Consider the following 18,908-nt stretch of genomic DNA (forward strand, 5'->3'; position numbering starts at 1 on the left):
CAAAAGTATAAAGATTATATCTTCTTCGCTGTTAAACGTTCTAGAAAAGTTACTGATCGTTCCAGTGCAAGTTTACCTGCTGCCTCATCCAGATTAAACTGATATTCATGAGGCAAGGCTGGTTTATAGTCTGGTTTAAAAAACAATGAATCCAGGAGAACCTTCAATGCGGTTAATTTCTCTGCTAAAGCTTCAGAATGGGTCAGTAGCGGATCGTCATTTCCAACGGATATAAAACAGGGCGGATAATCCGCGGTGATGTAATTGATCACTGAAGCCGTTTTAAACAAAGGGGCATTCACAAAATCTTTTTCACCACTATAGGACCACAATACCGTCTTCAGGAAAACACCAAAACCACTATTCAGATCTATTCGTTCTGCATCATATGCGCCACAATATAATAGAAGTCCAGATAATTGATTACGGTTAATACCGGCTTTAACCCCAATCAATTTGGCATAGCTGGCACTACTGATCAGATTAGCTGTTTGCGCTGCAATGTGTGCTCCTCCAGAATCTCCGGCAAGAATAAAATGGGTAGTATCTGCATGAAATCGTATGGCATTTTTGCTGATGTACTCCAGTGCGCGGTTAGTTTGATTAAGCGGTATTGGATAATGCTTTTCTGGTGCTAACGAATAATCGATCGCAACCACTGCATAACCTTTCGAGGCCAGGATCTTGCAATAGTTGGCGACTTGAGCTTTACTCCCTGAAATCCATCCGCCTCCATGAATCCAAACCACCACAGGAAGCCGCTGACTGGTATTGGCTATTGCTTCGGGATAATAAACATCTAGTTTTGCATCTTTATCGCCGTCAATGTAGGACTGGTCTAATATTGCTGAAATACCATTAGGCACATGTTTTAATAGCGCCTGGTTAACCTTTCCTCCCTCTTTATTGAAATAAGACCTGATCAACATTGCAGTTGGCCAGGGGCTTAATTTATAGGCTATAAAGCTTGATAGGGCAAGAACGACAAGCGCAGTGCCGGTGATGACTAAAATTCTTCTTATCATAAGATTCGTTAAAGAAACTATAACAAGAATATGTAATTATTTTGGAAATATCCCTAACAAAAAAGAGCCTGTATCATAGATCCAGTCGTCATCCATACCAAAATGGCATCAGACAATCATCTTTCTTATCTTACATCAATGCCGGGCAAACTGGTCGTACCTATATTTGTTTCACACAATAAGAAAGGAAATTTATGGCACAGTTTGTTTTACATAAAGGGAGCACCAGAGGACACGCCAATCATGGCTGGCTGAACGCGCATCATACGTTTAGTTTTGCAAATTATTACGATCCGGAAAGAATGCACTTTGGTGTATTGCGGGTTTTAAATGATGACAGTATTGATGGGGGAATGGGATTTGGTACGCATCCACATGACAATATGGAAATCATTACCATCCCTCTAGAAGGTGCACTGGCACATAAAGATAGTTTAGGGACGTCCTCAGTCATACAACATGGAGACATACAAGTGATGAGTGCAGGCACAGGTGTACAACATAGTGAGTTTAACGCTAATGCCGACCAGGTAGTAAAACTACTCCAGATATGGCTGTTCCCCAATAAAAAAAATGTGACTCCCCGTTATGGACAGATTACGCTGGACATTGCCAAAAGACACAATAACTTCCAGCAGATTTTATCTCCGGAGCCGGATGATGCGGGAGTCTGGATACATCAGGATGCCTGGTTCTCTTTAGGCACTTTTGATGAGAATTTTGAAACCGACTACCAGATCAAAAAACAAGGAAATGGAGTTTATGCTTTCGTTATTAAAGGCAGTGTAACCATTGATGGACATGAATTGACTTCCCGTGATGGACTGGGTATATGGGATACGGATAAAATTAGCTTAAAGTTCAATACGCGAGATACAAAAGTCCTGTTAATGGATATACCCATGGAACTATAAATCCGCTATGAAAACCCTGACCATTTTATACATCGGCCGTAACCAGGAGATTACTGATACAATGAACCGCCTTTTAAATGCAAGAGAGGAGTGGAAAGGAATTACAACCTGCCTGGAAGAAGAAGCACTGGTAATGGTTAAGGATATCCCCATAGATCTGGTATTGCTGGGTAACGGGATCTCTGCTGCTGCAGAGGAAAAATTAAGGGCTGACCTGATACGCATCAGGCCAGCCCTTAAAATTATACAGCATTACGGAGGCGGCAGCGGATTGCTTTATAGCGAAATTATGACAGCAATTGCATGAAATATTTTATTCCACTCATCATATCTATTCAATCAACGAATAAAGCTATAGCTGCAGATGAACAATTAAGAGGGTTAAAAAGCAGTTTTGTTAGCAATAATATAGATTTCTTTCTTTTGCATATTGATGGTGAAGTTATATCTGCTAATGAGACCGACTCCTACAGAACCATCAAATCCCGGATTCCAGCTTTCGCTTTGTCCACCCCCGGCCATCAGGGTTACAGACATATTTTTAATAGGCCTTACCGTTGAAAAGGAAAATGCAGAGGCCATACCGGCAAAGGTTGGTGTGTTCATGCCCATACTTACAGTACTACCATGGCTATCGGCCTTGAAGCCACTAACCAGCAGTTTATGCTGTTTTACAAAAGGGCGGAAACAAATCAGGTTATAGGCAGCTCCTGTATCGAACACAAAATTGCCGGTATGGGGCTTGTCGGCCGTAATGCTCAACGTACCTGGAATGATGAATAAACCGGAAGGTATGCTGAACGGAATGGCTGTCCCCCCTTTTTCTTCATATTCGCCAAAATTGTACAATAGTAATTCTTTACGGTCATAATCCACTTTTACAATGTAATGTCGGGCAAGTGTGTTACCAATGATGCCATCTGTACCTTCCTTATTCATCTCTTTAAATATCGCGACGCTCTGGTTTTTGAAATTGAAATCCCCCATATGAACAGTGTTACCACCGGATACAGCTATGTCAACGGAACCACCCACTACGGACGCCTTTTGTGTCCGCGTTACTTTTAAACCTATGGAATCGGCAAGTCCCTGACCAACAGCCATGCCATCAGCTCCTGTATCAAACAACAGCTTTAACGGGCGAGGGAAATCGTTGAGCTTTACAGTAAGAATAATAGTGCCGTTACGACTTTCAAAGGGGATTCGTACAACTTCTTTTGCATTTGCAAATACACAAAAACACAAGGCGACCATTAAGGCGATAGCCTTTTTGTTCATTGACTTCATATTTGATTTGTTAACATTAAAAAGCCCGGTTAGAAATTATCAAAACCGGGCTCTCGCTTTATTTATTTTTCTGCCAGCGTTTTTTCGAGTAAAGCCTTAAGGGCCGGACTTGAAGGTCTTGGAGAATCAACTGTTACAATCTTTCCTTTACGGTCAAAAACCAGGAAACGCGGAATAGTATTGACTTTATAGTATTGTGAAAACTCATTGCCGGGGCCACCTGCAAATAATTGTGTACCACCTAAGTTTTCATCTTTGATCATCTTCAGCCATTTTTCTTTGTCTTTAGGGGCGTCGGTAGACAAGCTTATAATTTCGACATCCTTTCCCTTCATCTCCTCTTCCAACTTCTTAAGATGAGGAATTTCAGCTTTGCAAGGGCCGCACCAAGTGGCCCAAACATCTACCAGGACAACTTTACCTTTCAATGAAGCCATAGACACTGTGTTACTTTCTTTGTCTGGATAAGAAAATGCATAAGCATCATCACCAGGCTTTAGGGTAAGCAAGGGAGTAGCAATATCCAGGTTCCTTTTCTTCTGCCCTGCTGTAAGGATATATTTTCCGTAAGCATCCATCAGGTCTTTATAGTCAGTATAATTTTTATACCTCAAAGCAGTTTCCAATATAGCATCTCCTTTAAGCGTATCGTTGGGTATAAAAGAAAGTGTACTTTTAAGCCCTTCCAAACCAGGAGCATATTTTATATTCTGCTGTCTTAAGTTTACACTGATGGTCGCACTTAAAACCCTACTGCCCCATGGATAGCTATATAATAGGCTTGTATTTTTTGCCAGATCCTGTGCTTTAAGTCTAGCATAGTAAGGACTATACTCTTCAACAGACGGATGCGCAGAACGCGGCGTGTTCAGAAAATTAGTGGCATAGTTTACCATATCTAATTGGATGATGTTCTTCATCTGCTGATTGAACTTTCTATTTTTGGTAGCTTTTCCGTTTAAAAATGTTCTGGATTGGACAGCAATTGTTTCCAACTCGGGGAAAAAGTCTACGAATGTGCTGTTTACGCCCATAAAATTAATAGACTTCTGGTAAATGGGATCGCTAAGCTTATTCCATTGATCCAGCAAAACATTTTCCTCGCTATTGTTTTTTCCTGTAAGCTCATAATTTTTCTCATCAAGTATTAACGATAGCTTATCCCCAGCCTTCAGGTAAAATCTGTAATTTTCGTTAGGGCTTACTGCCGTTCCGGTGCCAATTACATACAAACCTTCATATCCTGGAAAAAACAAGAAGCCGAATTTGCCATCCTGTGTTGGTGCGGAACTGGCAATTTCTACTGTTTTACCTTCATCAACTTTAAATAATTTTACAGTAGGACGTTTCTTTTTTAACAAGCCGGTAACTTCAACCGGGGTTTGGGCAAGGGCAGTGACTGTTGCTAAAGACAACAACGCGATACCGCAGAGTTTTTTAATCATACTGGTTTAGTTTTATTTATATGTGAGTTATTTAAAGCCAGGCGCAAATAGGGCCTGGCTGTTGTGTTTTATCTTTCCCTGTAAGTCAGGCTCTGAACTTTTCCGAACCCACTAAAAGTCTTATACAATTGCAAATCGGCATTTAAAGGAGGAACGGTATACAAATCCATATTACCATTGCTTCCCTCAGGCAATACCGGATCATAACTGCAAACAATCAGTTTATTGCTTTCCGTATACTTAGTTGCCCTGAACACATGGAATTTGAGCATTGATATTTTACCTGCACCCTTATCTACAACCAATTTCGTCGTTTTAAGGAAAATGTCATATTCATAAACTTTTGAACCGACATTGTAGAAAATATATGCCAGATCAGGGCTGATTGCATACTGTTCGGCCTTGTCAAAATCAGTAGCCACAATTTCGGCGTAGTATGACTGCGCATTGGATGAATTTGCAAATCTGGCCAGGAATCTTTTGGTTCCGGTTGGTTGTTTCAAAATAGCGAATACCTCTGGGCCATTGTAACGGATACAGTCCATATAAAGCAAATCCATTCCGGTACTGAAGCTAAACATTTTCTTATCGTCAGAAGGGTCTGGCAAAGTCGTACAGGAAGCAGCCAATCCAGTATGTTTGACAAAACGTCTATTATCTGTATCATAGAAGATACCGGGCAAAGTTGAATTATACTCGTCAATACCTATGTAAGGTGCTACTGTAAAGGCTTTTTTCTCTGCATCGATATAATTAAGCGGGGTAGCATAATAAGCATTCTGAGGACGATCGTATACGTAAACATTTCCTTTACCTAGCATATAGGCACTGTTACTAGTACCTCCCCTGCTTTTCATTGCCTGCACATAAAAGTCTGCAGGAATTTCACCAAACATCTCATACGTAATGTCCATGGTCTTTGTCCATTTGTAGGTGTTTGGATCAATCTTCGTCGTCCCCTGGTCTGTTCCCAGGTAAAGCCCATAGGATATTGCATCAGGACCAATCAACAATCCAGTCGGATAAGTATACGCCATTACGGGCTTACCTTTTAATGTTAAACCTGATGCCGTTGTCTGCAGCAGATCGTTTACATTGACAAAACTACCATCCGCTTTTTTTGATAATACATCTAATCGTGCCGTACCATTTACATCACACATCAGAAACCAACCTTCATTGATTTCATTCTGTACTGTTATGGTAAACTTATGACGATATTTTACACCACTCACCTTGTCTGTAACACCATAGTAAAAGGTATAACCCCTGGCTACCAGTGTCATTTTTACATCGAGATTACGAGTGGTTGCCAGTATAAACATTTTCTCTCCTCCAAGCCCATTTGGTCCGATATAAGCCCATTCATAGCTGTACTTTGTGGTATCTGTGCCTTGATCTGAAGTAAAACTAAGTATTGGTTTAATGGTAAACCGACTGCCGTAAATTGCAACGGTGTCATTTACCCCCTTAAATTGTTCCACTTCATTAACAGAATTATAGTCATAATTCCCAAGATCTTTTTTACAGGAATACGCCAGCATTATCGTCAAAACGATTAAGTAAACATATATTTTAGTAAACATAAATTTCATTTTTTTTAATGGTTAACACTATTGAACTCCCGGCCCCATGATCATTTCCGTACCGTCATCTTCGAAAACGGTTTTACCTGCAGCCTTCTGGTCATTTAAATAACGTTGCATATATTTGCCATATGCACCAAGGATACCCAAAGACGGCTGTCCGACAAAAAAACTAGGTTGTACATTTAACACGTCGACCATCAAAAACAGTTTTTTACGACTGAATACCCCCAGATAAGTATCGAACCACCCGGAAGGTCTTTTTACGATGTCATTGATATAAACTTTATAGGTAATATAACTGTACTTTTTTCCTGTAGTTTTGTTAATGACTTTATCTGCCATCGAGGTTACAAAATTCTCGTTGGCCTGAAGATTCAGAATTAGGGTAGACTCCGTGGTCTGCAAATCAACTGTACGATGCATCTTCAATAGCACAGTATCTTTCAATTTGTTTTTCCTGATGGTAAAAGATGTCGGCAAAGCATCGTAGTGTTTTCCGGAAATCGCTGTCGACTTTGGGTCTATCTCCAGTTTATAAGTTCTGTCGTGATCTGCCTTTGCCCCCGTGACACCTATTATGATTTTTGAAATGGAGTCAGTAACCGTGGAATAGGCGAAAGAAACGATGGTTGAATCCAAAATAATATCACCTGGAAGGGTAGGTAATCTTGTTGCATCATCGAAATAAATATCAGGCTGCCCTTGATAGGTAATCAGGCTACTCTTTTTACAAGCTCCTACTACCAACAGTATCAATATGCTTAAACTATATACAATATTTTTCATATTTTTCTCCTTTTTTATTGACGGTATTGGGTTTCGGACAGCGGCAATGGCAGCACATATTTGCTTGCACTCATGGTCACATTACCACTGCCAGACGAGCCATTAGGTATGTTAATCAGATTTCTGCGTTTATAATAATAGAACAATTGTCCTTCGCCAAAGAACTCCTTCTGGTATTCCTTTTGCAATTCGGTAGTTAAATTTGCAGTAACAGCAAGACTTAACAATCCCCTGTTATTGCGCACGCTATTCAGATAACCTATTGCGGTAGCCGCAACCGGCTCGCATTCAGCCGCGATTAAAAACATCTCACTGATTTTGATCATGGGAATACTAAAACGGAAGGCCATCTTTTTATCAACGATATCAGCGTATTTATAGAATGTTCTGTAGGTTTTGCTTCCATTTCCCGGAACAACCCACTGTGGATTATACCTATAATCATTTTCGTTGGTTTCAAAGAGGGTGGTTAACCGGCCAGCGATAGGAGCAAGTATATTTTTTTCCTCTAGCTCAGGAGCGAAATATTTAAGGTAATTGTTATACAGCTGAGAATTTTGGATACCCAATATCATCTCCTGGGTGTAAACCCGATCAGGATTCGTTTTCTCACTCACCGCAGCTGCCAATGTTATCCAGGGAAATTTAGCTGCATTTTGTATCAATACCTTGGCTGCTTCCAATGCAGCCGATTTATTCCCCCTGTACATGTTGGCCCTTGCCTGAAGTGCCTTTACTGCATAATAATTTAAACGATAGTTCCTGTTGCGTAAAAAATTATTCGCCCCATCAATAAATTCGGGCATCACACCATTCGTAATTATCGGATCGTTTTTAAGCAATCCTTCCGCCTTTGCCAGGTCACCCATGATGAGCGACATCACTTTGTTTGCCGGCAAAAGCGGATTGGCCGAAGACTCGACCTTGGTATAATAGGGAATAGCCTCTTTAACTGAATCAGCCGAATTATACATTGGCCCAAACAAGCGTAGCAAATCCAGATGCAACATTGCCCTTATGGCGATTGCTTCTCCACGGTATATGGAATCAGTTTTGGCATCCAATACACCTGTATATTTAGCCAAATTGTTTTCTAATACATTGGCATTTAAAATACCAGTATATGCAGCACTCCACATGCCATCTATTTTCTCCACTGCAGGTTTTGTAGCATAATCATAAGTAGACAGCGTAAGTAATGTATGTGAGCTGGGTACATTGTAGCGTTGAGCAAGAATGTCAACTGTTGTCAATGTAAGGTTATCTCCATACAAATCATTTTTGGCCAGGTCAATGTACAAGCCATTCAGTGCTGTATTTATGCCCTTTACTGAAGCGAATGCATCTGCTTCAAGGATTTTATCTTCCGGTTTTACGTCCAGGAATTTTTTACAGGATGCCAATACCCCCAGGGTCATTAGCAGGGTCAATATTTTTATGTAATTTCTTTTCATGATTCGCTTCTGTTTAAAATGATGCCCTTAAACTCATTGAAACCGTTTTTGCAAAAGGATAATCTACGCCGCGTTCCCTTAATACACTTGATATCTGAAAGATATCATTGGCAATAGCAGTTAAAGTAAGCGTACTTAAACCTACACGTTTTAACCAGGCCTGTCGGTCAAACATATAACCAAAGCTGATCGATTCTCCGGTAATGGTATTGTTCCTTTGTACAAATCTTGATGACTGCGGAGTGATACTGGTTTGGGAAATGGCCTTGAAATACGAAATATCACCAGGATTCCTCCATCTATCATACAAAGCTCTCTTATCCTGATTGTTGGCTACTGAAGCATAGGTAATATTCTCTACTTTGTTGTAAAGCGCGGTGTTGAAGATGTCGCCACCAAACTGGTATCTAAGATTCACACCTACGTTAAAACCTTTATAAGAAAAATAGGTTGAAGCAACGCCTTCTACCACAGGATTGGTATTTCCTACTGCAGATAAAATTGCGGAATTGTAATCGAAAGTATATTGCCCGTCAGGCCTTAGAAACATTTCGCGTCCGGTACCTGGATCTATGCCCAATGATTTTGCGGCCCAGATATCATCAGGACTATACCCATCATTAAACTGAAGCAATTTGGTCGTAACTGTTTGGTTCTGCTGATTCTGGGTATTTAATCCTGCCAATGTCGAGCCCAATCCACTATATTTACTTTTATAGCTGCTGCCCGTTACATTAAAGGTCCAAACAATGCGATCTTCGAGTCTGAAAATAGGTGAATAACCAATTTTAATTTCCGCACCTAATGTATTCATTTTACCTACATTAAAGGGAAAGGCAACCAATCCTGTAGAGGAAGCCAGATCTACAGCAACAACCAATGGGTTGGTACGTTTGTTATAGGCATTTACGTAACCCGTTAAGCGGTCCTTAAAGAATGAAAAATCAATTCCTCCACTAATCTGGGTTGTTTTTTGAGGTGCTAGGTCTGGATTTCCATAAGTACTTAACGTTATTCCCTGTCCAAACTGGTTGTAGTTGGTATTGGAATTGTAATCGTAAGTAGAAGTAGAAGTAACTGAGCCATAATTCTGATTACCTGTAACCCCGATATTACCATATACTCTTAAACGATTTACCCAGTCTCGGTTTTTAAGAACCGCTTCATTATGAAGGTTCCAGCCCATACCTGCAGACCAGTAAGGAGAAAACTGCCTGTTACTACCAAAGGCGGTTGATCCGTCGAGACGATAAGAAGCGTCAAAAAGGAAGCGCTGGTCATAGGCATAGTTAACCGAAGCAGTAGCATTTGCTGTCCGGAATACACTTGAGGAGGCTGATGGGGCACCATTGGCCTCATAAGTATAAGCAAATCGTGGATTACCTGTTGCTCCTTCAGGAAAACCTTCTGCTATTGTTTGGAACGAACGGAATTCTCTGTTGTTGATTTCAACCCTTGCATTAGCAGTAAATGAATGTTTTTCTGCAAATACCTTTCCATACGTTAGTAAGGCATTGGCCTGATAAGAGAAATTATTACGTTCAGTCTTCGTATACTTTCCTTTTCTGAGTAATGGTGTTTCCTCAAAAGAGCTGTGTTCAGGGGCTAAAAACAATACATTATCTGTACCTCCTTTTATCAGTTGTACACCTCCGCTCAATCGAAACTCTGAGGTAATATCGTAATTAAGCTGTAGGTTGTTTTGTACCTCGAGATTGTTCTCTGAATTGATATTCGGTAATAACGCATTGTAAAGTGGATTTGAAACCCTTAGCACCGTTCCCCTTGCGGTATGTGTCTGCTCCAGGTAAGCTGAGGTTACATCCTTTTTAAAATATGGGTTTGCATTTACAAAATTTGAAAATGACCCATAAGGAGATTCATTTGCCCCATAGCCTCTAACAAACAAGTTGTTATTAATATTCAATTTATTTTTGCGGTAGGTCAGATTGATGTTTCCGCTCCAGGTATCCCTACCCGATCCTTTCATAGCTCCCGTCTGGTTCTTATAATTGACACCTACACCATATCTGAAACTATCATCACCGCCTTGTGCGAAGATGGAGTTGTTTTCGGAAAATCCGGTTCTTACCGGTTCATTTAACCAGTAAGTATCCACCCCTTCCTGCACTAGCTTTAAGTGGTTGTTGTACAATTGATCAAGCTCGATCTGAGCAGCCACTGACGCGGGAGTACTGATGTATCTCCCCGACAACACCTCAAACTCCAGTTTTTCCTTAGCATTCATCATGTTGTAAACTGACAGTATTGGCATTTCTACTCTAAAGTCATTTGAATAAGAAAATTGGAGTTTACCTGGTTTTGGTTTTATTGTTTCTACGACGATAACCCCATTTGATGCTCTTGCCCCATATAAAGCTGTAGAAGCAGCATCTTTCAATATGGTAACCGATCCGATCCGGTTAATATCCAGATCGACAATATTTTGCAAAGTAGTTTCAAAACCATCCAGAATAAACAGGGGTTGATTGGGATCTGCTCCAAACTGGTCTTTTAAAGTAGCGATAGGTACGCTTGTTTTACCACGAACCTCAATATTGGGCAAAATGTTGGGATTGGCTCCGGCAAAATTATTTTCCATCTGGATAAAAGACGGATCCAATGTCCGCAGACTCTGGATAAGGTTGTTGTTTCCGATACTTTTCAACTGATCGCCACTAAATGTAGCTGTCGCACCGGTAAAACTGTTTTTGTTACGGGTTATGCCGGTACCGGTAATTACCACGTCTATCATGTTATTCTCCTCAACTTTCAATTTAATAGTTAAAGGAGACTTAGCCCCTTTAACCTTAATTTCCTGGCTAACATAGCCGATATAGGAAATAACCAGAACATCATTTTCAGAAGCAGGTATAATTAAAAAACGCCCCTCCTTGTTACTAACAGTTCCTCTACTTAAATTACCTTTAATCTTAATCGAGGCCCCTGAGATAGGATTATTGCTTTCGTCAAGTATAACCCCACTTACAGAAAATTGCTGTATCAATATCAGTTCAGGTAGCTTATTTTTGATAATAATGGATTTATCTTTTATTTCAAAGGTCAGGTTCTGCCCATATAGGCAATTCATCAACGCATCTGCTAAGCGTGTATTCTTCAAATCGACATCAATCGGATGCACCGATTTCATAATTTCCGCATCATACAAGAAATCATAACCTGTTTGATTTCTGATTTCCTTAAACACTTTTTTAAGTGTAATATTCTTTTCAGAGAGCGTGACGCGTTGGCCGAAAGAAGCGGCATTGACCTGCAATAAAAACATGGTCATCATAATTATGATCATTTTCATAATCAATAATAATTTGGGCGGAAGCCAAAAATTCGGCATGCCTAGGTTAAAAGCATTTGATTTCATACTTTTGAAATGGTTTGAGTTGATATTGAATGGTTGGACTAATTATTCTTCTCTCCTTTAAGAAGAGAAAGGTTACCTCAAACTTTTGCCGGATTGTGCTTCCAACACTTTCCGGTTTTTTTATTTAAAGCCACCTCGTTTTTCAACTCTAACCTGGTTTGTGTAGTAGTTTCTTCATTCTTATTGGTTTTTATATTTAGGTATTTAGTTAATTACTATTTAGTTACGACAATCCTTCTTCCTTCTATGGTAAAGTGAACTTTGCCTGTTGATTGGATAAGTGATAAGACTTCTGAAATACTCTTAGTGCGTGAAACTAATCCTTCCAAGGCTACATTTTTCGGCACATCATCGCGATAAACAACATCGACATCATACCAGCGAGCTATTTTACGCATAATACTTTCGAGACTTTCTTCCTTAAAAACAAAATCTCCATTTTTCCAATCTATTTCGTCCTCTACCTCTACTGTAAGAACTTTCAGCCCACTGGGTTTCAATTCTGCCTGCAGCCCTGGCTTCAGTATGACTCCAGAAATGCTACTTGATTTAGGGCTCACTTGTACGCTACCTTCCAGTAAGGTAGTTTTCGTACTGTTGTCATCGGGATAACTTTTTACATTAAAGTGTGTGCCTAAGACTTCTACTTCCTGCTTATCTGTTGCGACAATAAATGGTTTTCGATTAGCTTTTTTTACCTCAAAATAAGCTTCGCCCTTTAGCTCAACTCTTCTTTCATTCATCGCAGTAAGATTAGCCGGGTACCTTAAAGATGAGGCTGCATTTAACCAGACTTTAGATCCATCCGGTAAAAGGATTTGATACTGACCTCCCTTTGGCGTTTCGATGGTATTGTATAATGATGACCCCGCAGCATTTTGAGAATCTTCGATGGTGTAAATCAATTGCCCATCTGCGGTTTTTGTAATTTGTATACCTGCTTGCTCTCCCAAATCACCAGTTTTTGCCTCTGTCAGGTTGATGACTTCACCGTTCGCCAGGGTTAAGGTTGCTTTATTGCCTCCAGGGGCGATATCATGCTTCGCTAATTTAGGCGCTAAGCCATTATCCTTAGTTACATAAAAAAACAATCCTGCAGATAAAGTAAATAATAAGATTGCCGCAGCTGCCATGCGCGACCAAAAATATGTTTTACCAGGTTTTTGCTGGCCTTTTTTGAGACGAGTCAATACAAGATCAAGATCCTTCGAACGTTCTTCCAATCCAAACTCATAAGGCTCAGGCTCCTGATATTTTAAATACCAACGCTCAAGCAATGCTTTTTCTGCTTCGCTTGCGGTCCCGTTTTTATAATTGTCCAGTAAGGCTTTAATTTCTTTTTCTTGCATAAACATATGAAGCCCCAATGTGGCTTATATTGAGTAAGACAAGATGATCGGCAGGAAGAGGTATTGGATTTAAAAAAAATAATAAAAATAAATTAGCGTGCCCAATTTCTTCCTCAGCACCTTCAAAGTATTGGTCATTTGCTTTTTAACGGTTTGTTCGGTAGTGCCCAAAAGTTCAGCAATCTCTTTATGACTTAGGTTTTCTCTACGGCTTAACAGGAATACTTCTTTCATTCGTGGTGGCAAAGCACCAATTTCTTTTTCAATCAGTGCTTTTAATTGATTTTCTCTGACCAGGTGATCTGCAATAACCGACTCCTGATCTACAAATGATTGAATAGAAGCAATGTATTTGTTTTGCACCTCTTTATGAACAATCTGGTTCAGAATATAGTTTCGCAAACTGGTATACAGATACCCAGATAGGTTGGTATTTACATCGAGTGTTTCGCGCTTAGCCCAGAGCATGGTAAATATCTCCTGAATAATATCCTGACTTTCTTCTCGATTACGGGTTTTGTTCCAGGCATGGTTATGCAGGACAAACTTATAGCGATGGTAAATTTGTTCGTACGCTGCCCTATCCCCTACCTTAAGCAGTAGTAGCAACTCCTGATCTGAAATATTTTTTAAATCTACGTCTTGCATTTATCCCCGGGAGATCGAAATGCGCACATTCCCAGTGCAATAATAGGAATTTATATGCTTAAGCGTATAAGATTTTATAGCCCTCCAAGTACTTCGTCAAGATTAGTTAAAAAAGATGCTGCATTTTCGATATTAAATACCATTGGCGGTTTAATTTTTAAAACATTATGAAATGGCCCATCTGTACTAATCAAGAAACCACGATCTCTCATTTGTTCTACAACGACATCAATCTCTGGCACTGCGGGCTCCAACGTTTCCCTGTTCCGTACCAGTTCGGCACCAACAAATAACCCTTTGCCTCTTACATCACCAATGATCACATGTTTCTCCATTAGCTTTTTAAGCCCCTCAATAAGATAATTGCCCGTTTCCAGTGCTCTTTGCTGCAACCCCTCCTCAGAGATCACATTCATCACTGCAATGCCTGTTTCCATAGATACCGGATTACCGCCATAGGTATTAAAGTACTCTAATCCATTATTAAATGCAGCAGCAATTTCTTCGGTCAATACAACCGCAGCAAGTGGATGACCATTTCCAATTGGTTTCCCGAGCACCACAATATCAGGTTCTACATCCTGCAATTCAAAGCCCCAGAACTTTTCACCCACTCTTCCAAAGCCAACCTGTACCTCATCGGCAATACATAAAGAAAGAACACGGCTATAAAACAATTTATTCTCGGCATTTATCCTTATTTTTCTTTCTTAAAACGAAATTACAATATAGACAAAATAGGTATTCAATCTTTTATTTCTCTTATAATTGCATTAACAATCAAAGAATTATGGATTTTTCCGGGTATGTAAATACTGTTCAATTAGATCTGCCTGAGGATATACCTACAGATTATCCTTTTAACATTCCAACCATACAGCATTTTAAAAAAATAATCTTTCATCCAAAAGTGACCTATTTAATTGGTGAAAATGGGATGGGTAAGTCGACATTATTGGAAGCAATAGCGGTTAATTTAGGTTTTAATGCAGAAGGTGGTAGTAAAAATTTCAACTTTGACACACAGGCTACTCACTCGAGCCTACATAATTATTTGAAAATTTCTAAGGGTGTTCATAGGATGCGCGACGGTTTCTTTTTAAGGAGTGAAAGCTTTTACAATCTGGCATCTGAAATAGATTCGAGAGACTCAGAACCAGGAGGAGGACGCATCATCGATTCCTATGGCGGCAAATCTCTGCATCAGCAATCTCATGGTGAGTCGTTCTGGGCATTGTTCATGAATCGTTTTGGGGGCTCGGGGCTTTATATTTTAGATGAACCGGAGTCTGCATTGTCCATTACACGCCAGATGGCCATGCTTTCGCAAATGGACAAATTGGTGAATAAACGTTCTCAATTCATTATTACCACACATTCACCAATTATATTGGCCTATCCAGATGCGACCATTTATCAGATGACACCGGACGGAATACATAAAGTGAAATATAAAGAGACTGATACTTATCAATTGTATAAAGGATTTCTAGATAACCCCGAACAAATGACATCGATCTTATTGGATGATTCAATATAAGTTCCCACTTTTGTTGGAATTCTGAGTGATACTCATATTGTAATTGAATAAACACCATACATATTGAAACCAACCAACGAAAAACCTGAGGATCAAAAACTCAAAAGAGGTTTGCAAAACAGGCACATTCAGTTAATAGCTCTTGGTGGAGCCATCGGGACAGGATTATTTCTTGGCATTGGTCCAGCCGCTGTATTGGCTGGTCCTTCAGTAATCTTAGGTTATGCACTGGCAGGCATTATTGCCTTTTTTATTATGCGTCAATTAGGTGAAATGGTGGTTGAAGAGCCTGTTTCAGGTAGTTTTAGCCACTTTGCCAATAAGTACTGGGGATCTTTTGCCGGCTTTGCTTCTGGTTGGAACTATTGGGTGTTATATATCCTGGTCAGCATGTCGGAGCTGACTGCCATTGGCATTTATGTACATTTCTGGTGGCCCGAAATCCCACTGTGGTCATCGAGTCTTTTCTTTTTTATAGCTATTAATGCCTTAAACCTCACTTCTGTTAAGGTGTATGGCGAGGTAGAATTCTGGTTTTCAATCATAAAGGTTGTAGCCATTATTGCCATGATCATTTTTGGTGTTTATTTACTTTTTAGTGGTAGCGGTGGCGAACAGGCAAGCATTCAAAACCTATGGAATGATGGTGGATTTTTTGCAAAGGGCTTGTTTAGTGGAGATGGAAAAGGGGGCTTTCAGGGATTATTTGCTGCAATTGCATTAATTATCTTTTCATTTGGTGGACTGGAATTAATAGGGATAACAGCAGCAGAGGCAGAAGCACCAGAAAAAACGATCCCAAAGGCTACCAATCAGGTGATTTACCGGATTCTGATTTTTTATGTAGGTGCACTCGTGATCCTGTTTTCACTATCCCCATGGAAAAACATTACGACTGACAGTAGTCCTTTTGTGATGGTTTTTGAAAGTTTAAAGGGCTTTCAGTTTACCCTTATGGGCAAAACTATCTTTTTTACAAGTGTGATCGCTAACGCGCTTAATGTGATTGTGTTGACAGCAGCTTTATCCGTTTACAACAGTTGTGTTTACAGTAACAGCAGGATGTTGTTTGGATTAGCACAACAAGGAAATGCACCTTCTTTTTTATCGAAGCTGAATAAAAATTCAGTACCGATAAATGCAATTCTAATATCAAGCCTATTTGCGGCGATTTGTATTATAGTCAACAAGCTCATGCCGGAGAAGGCATTGGAGATTTTGATGTCGCTGGTCGTATCCTCGCTAATTATCAATTGGTTGATGATCAGCATTACCCATTTAAAATTTAGAAGGAGTAAAGAAGCAGATCAGGTAAAAACCAAATTCCCTTCTTTTATCTATCCCCTATCAAACTATATATGCCTGATTTTCCTGGTAGGTATTTTAGTGATCATGTGGATAACAGGCTTGAAAATATCTGTCGAGTTGATTCCTGGATGGATTTTACTACTATACATTTGCTACTTGTTGGTTAGTAAAAAGAAAAGCAAAGAATACAGTAAAATACAATAAACGGGCTAAAGGAATTTAACTTCATTATCTTTGCCAAATGTCCGGAATTTATATCCACATCCCTTTCTGTAAAAAGGCCTGTACCTATTGCGATTTTCATTTCAGCACCTCGTTAAAGTATGTTGATGAAATGACTGATGCCATTTGTGCAGAGATCATTAAAAAAAAAGACAGGATAACCGACCAGGTGGGCAGCATTTATTTTGGTGGCGGAACACCCTCTGTACTGCCTTCAAAAAGCTTTGAAAAGATCTTTAATACACTAACACAACATTTCTCCATCTCATCGGATGCTGAAATTACGATAGAAGCTAATCCTGATGATCTGAATGCTAGGAAAATAGCAGAGCTTAGACGGCTGCCTGTAAACCGTTTTAGCATAGGTATACAATCTTTTTTTGAAGAAGACCTGATCTGGATGAACAGGGCCCACAATGCAAATGAAGCCGAAGATTGTATAAAACGTAGCCAGGATGCCGGATTTGAAAACCTAAGCATTGATCTCATTTACGGCTATCCCTTACTAACCGACAGTAAATGGCTTAGCAATATCAATAAAGCTATTGAATTTCAAACCCCTCATATCTCTGCCTATTCACTTACGGTTGAGCCCAAAACTGCTCTTGCAAGCGCAATTAAGAGAGGGCAACAGCCACCTATTAATGACGAGCAAAGTGCAGCCCAGTTTATCACGCTAATAGAGAAACTAAAAGAAGGCGGTTTTGAACAATATGAGATTTCTAATTTTAGCAAGCCTGGGAAATATGCGGTTCACAATACCAATTACTGGCGTGGCATCCCATATCTAGGCATAGGTCCTTCGGCTCATGGTTTTGATGGCCAAACCCGATACCTGAATGTTGCCAACAATGCACAGTACCTGCAGCATTTAGAAAAAGGCGAACTCGCAGAAACTATTGAAGAGCTTGACCAATATGACAGGTTTAATGAATACATCATGACTTCCTTGCGTACCATGTGGGGCACTGATTTAAATAAAATTGCTGCTGATTTTGGCCAATTGTTCTTGACAGATACATTAAAGGCAATAAAGCCATTTATAGAACGGGCCTGGCTAACAAAGCAAGACAACCATTTGGTTCTGACACAGGAAGGTAAATTATTTGCAGATTACATTGCTTCTGAATTATTTTTGATTCAGGATGACCATCTTTAACCATCAATATAATAAACATGAAGAATAAGGTTGTTTGGATTACCGGTGCATCATCCGGTATTGGTGAAGCACTAGTATATGCTTACGATAAAGCAGGTGCTAAACTTATCCTGTCATCTCGCAACAGGGATGAACTTTACAGAGTTAAAAGCAACTGTAAAAGCCCCGTTAACGTCCATGTACTGCCATTAGATCTTGAAAATACAGCATCTCTGACAGATAAAGCTGAAGAAGCAATTCGCATCTATGGTCATGTAGATATACTCATCAATAGTGGCGGGATCAGTCAACGCAGTCTTGCATTAGAAACGCCCCTTCAAACAGAGCAGCGTCTGATGAATGTGAACTTCTGGGGAACAGTTGCACTTAGTAAAGCTGTATTGCCAAATATGATTGCCAAAGGCGGTGGGAAAATTGTTTGTATCAGCAGCCTTGTAGGCAAATTCGGCACGCGCTTTCGTTCTTCGTATTCGGCTTCAAAACATGCTTTACATGGCTACTTTGATTCTTTGCGTTCGGAAGTATTTGATAAAAACATCCAGATCACATTGATTTGTCCAGGGTTTGTTAAAACAAATGTAACATTAAATGCTTTAACAGCTACCGGAGCTCCTTATGGTATAAATGATCATGGTGTGGAAACCGGGATCACAGCCGAAGATTGTGCTAAACAAATGATTAAAGCCATCAATATCAATAAGGAAGAGGTCTACATTGGCGGCAAAGAAGTCAAAGCTGTTCTGTTTAAACGCTTATTCCCTTTACGTTTCTCTAAATATCTAAGAACCGCTAAAGTAACTTAA

16 protein-coding genes are annotated in these 18,908 nt (G+C 39.8%); 6 read left to right on the plus strand and 10 right to left on the minus strand.

Annotation, left to right across the window (positions count from 1 at the left end; all coding sequences use genetic code 11):
* Positions 1 to 14: 14 nt before the first annotated feature.
* Complete coding sequence (locus FBD94_RS14980) at positions 15 to 1,025, minus strand: alpha/beta hydrolase (protein WP_136880774.1); 1,011 nt, start codon at positions 1,023 to 1,025, stop codon at positions 15 to 17.
* Positions 1,026 to 1,219: 194 nt separating this feature from the next.
* On the opposite strand from FBD94_RS14980, the gene FBD94_RS14985 reads away from it, so the two are divergent.
* Positions 1,220 to 1,939, plus strand: coding sequence for a pirin family protein (locus FBD94_RS14985; protein ID WP_136880775.1), 720 nt, complete (start codon positions 1,220 to 1,222; stop codon positions 1,937 to 1,939).
* Between the two features lie 7 nt (positions 1,940 to 1,946).
* Positions 1,947 to 2,246 carry a hypothetical protein gene (locus FBD94_RS14990; protein ID WP_136880776.1) on the plus strand — a complete coding sequence of 100 codons (300 nt, stop codon included), beginning with the start codon at positions 1,947 to 1,949 and terminating at the stop codon, positions 2,244 to 2,246.
* A gap of 74 nt (positions 2,247 to 2,320) precedes the next feature.
* Here FBD94_RS14990 and FBD94_RS14995 read toward each other — a convergent pair whose 3' ends face one another.
* The 9 genes from FBD94_RS14995 to FBD94_RS15035 form a co-directional block, all read right to left on the minus strand.
* A complete protein-coding gene (locus FBD94_RS14995) occupies positions 2,321 to 3,226 on the minus strand; it encodes a retropepsin-like aspartic protease (RefSeq protein WP_136880777.1) in 906 nt (301 codons plus the stop codon).
* 62 nt (positions 3,227 to 3,288) lie between these two features.
* Complete coding sequence (locus tag FBD94_RS15000) at positions 3,289 to 4,671, minus strand: TlpA family protein disulfide reductase (RefSeq protein ID WP_169472317.1); 1,383 nt, start codon at positions 4,669 to 4,671, stop codon at positions 3,289 to 3,291.
* 68 nt (positions 4,672 to 4,739) lie between these two features.
* A complete protein-coding gene (locus FBD94_RS15005) occupies positions 4,740 to 6,266 on the minus strand; it encodes a PKD-like family lipoprotein (protein ID WP_136880778.1) in 1,527 nt (508 codons plus the stop codon).
* Between the two features lie 18 nt (positions 6,267 to 6,284).
* Entirely contained in the window at positions 6,285 to 7,046 is a 762-nt protein-coding gene (locus tag FBD94_RS15010) for a DUF4843 domain-containing protein (protein WP_136880779.1), read from the minus strand.
* Positions 7,047 to 7,060: 14 nt separating this feature from the next.
* Positions 7,061 to 8,500 carry a RagB/SusD family nutrient uptake outer membrane protein gene (locus FBD94_RS15015; RefSeq protein WP_136880780.1) on the minus strand — a complete coding sequence of 480 codons (1,440 nt, stop codon included), beginning with the start codon at positions 8,498 to 8,500 and terminating at the stop codon, positions 7,061 to 7,063.
* A gap of 13 nt (positions 8,501 to 8,513) precedes the next feature.
* Positions 8,514 to 11,813 (minus strand): SusC/RagA family TonB-linked outer membrane protein, encoded by a 3,300-nt coding sequence (locus FBD94_RS15020; protein WP_169472318.1) that lies wholly within the window; start codon positions 11,811 to 11,813, stop codon positions 8,514 to 8,516.
* Between the two features lie 281 nt (positions 11,814 to 12,094).
* Positions 12,095 to 13,228, minus strand: coding sequence for a FecR family protein (locus FBD94_RS15025; protein WP_136880782.1), 1,134 nt, complete (start codon positions 13,226 to 13,228; stop codon positions 12,095 to 12,097).
* Between the two features lie 69 nt (positions 13,229 to 13,297).
* Positions 13,298 to 13,876: an RNA polymerase sigma factor gene (locus FBD94_RS15030; protein WP_136880783.1), complete on the minus strand. Its 579-nt coding sequence runs from the start codon at positions 13,874 to 13,876 to the stop codon at positions 13,298 to 13,300.
* A gap of 74 nt (positions 13,877 to 13,950) precedes the next feature.
* Positions 13,951 to 14,553 (minus strand): aminotransferase class III-fold pyridoxal phosphate-dependent enzyme, encoded by a 603-nt coding sequence (locus FBD94_RS15035; RefSeq protein WP_235884495.1) that lies wholly within the window; start codon positions 14,551 to 14,553, stop codon positions 13,951 to 13,953.
* 113 nt (positions 14,554 to 14,666) lie between these two features.
* Between FBD94_RS15035 and FBD94_RS15040 the strand changes: the two genes are divergently transcribed.
* The 4 genes from FBD94_RS15040 (at position 14,667) to FBD94_RS15055 (ending at position 18,908) form a co-directional block, all read left to right on the plus strand.
* Positions 14,667 to 15,416 carry an AAA family ATPase gene (locus FBD94_RS15040; RefSeq protein WP_131608133.1) on the plus strand — a complete coding sequence of 250 codons (750 nt, stop codon included), beginning with the start codon at positions 14,667 to 14,669 and terminating at the stop codon, positions 15,414 to 15,416.
* A 63-nt stretch (positions 15,417 to 15,479) separates the two neighbouring features.
* Positions 15,480 to 16,928, plus strand: a complete 1,449-nt coding sequence (locus FBD94_RS15045) for an amino acid permease (RefSeq protein WP_136880785.1) — start codon at positions 15,480 to 15,482, stop codon at positions 16,926 to 16,928.
* A gap of 37 nt (positions 16,929 to 16,965) precedes the next feature.
* On the plus strand, positions 16,966 to 18,105 hold the full coding sequence (hemW, locus tag FBD94_RS15050; RefSeq protein WP_136880786.1) for a radical SAM family heme chaperone HemW: 1,140 nt from the start codon (positions 16,966 to 16,968) through the stop codon (positions 18,103 to 18,105).
* A 17-nt stretch (positions 18,106 to 18,122) separates the two neighbouring features.
* On the plus strand, positions 18,123 to 18,908 hold the full coding sequence (locus tag FBD94_RS15055; protein ID WP_136880787.1) for an SDR family oxidoreductase: 786 nt from the start codon (positions 18,123 to 18,125) through the stop codon (positions 18,906 to 18,908).

This window comes from Pedobacter hiemivivus, from assembly GCF_005144565.1.
Classification (GTDB): Bacteria; Bacteroidota; Bacteroidia; order Sphingobacteriales; family Sphingobacteriaceae; genus Pedobacter; species Pedobacter hiemivivus.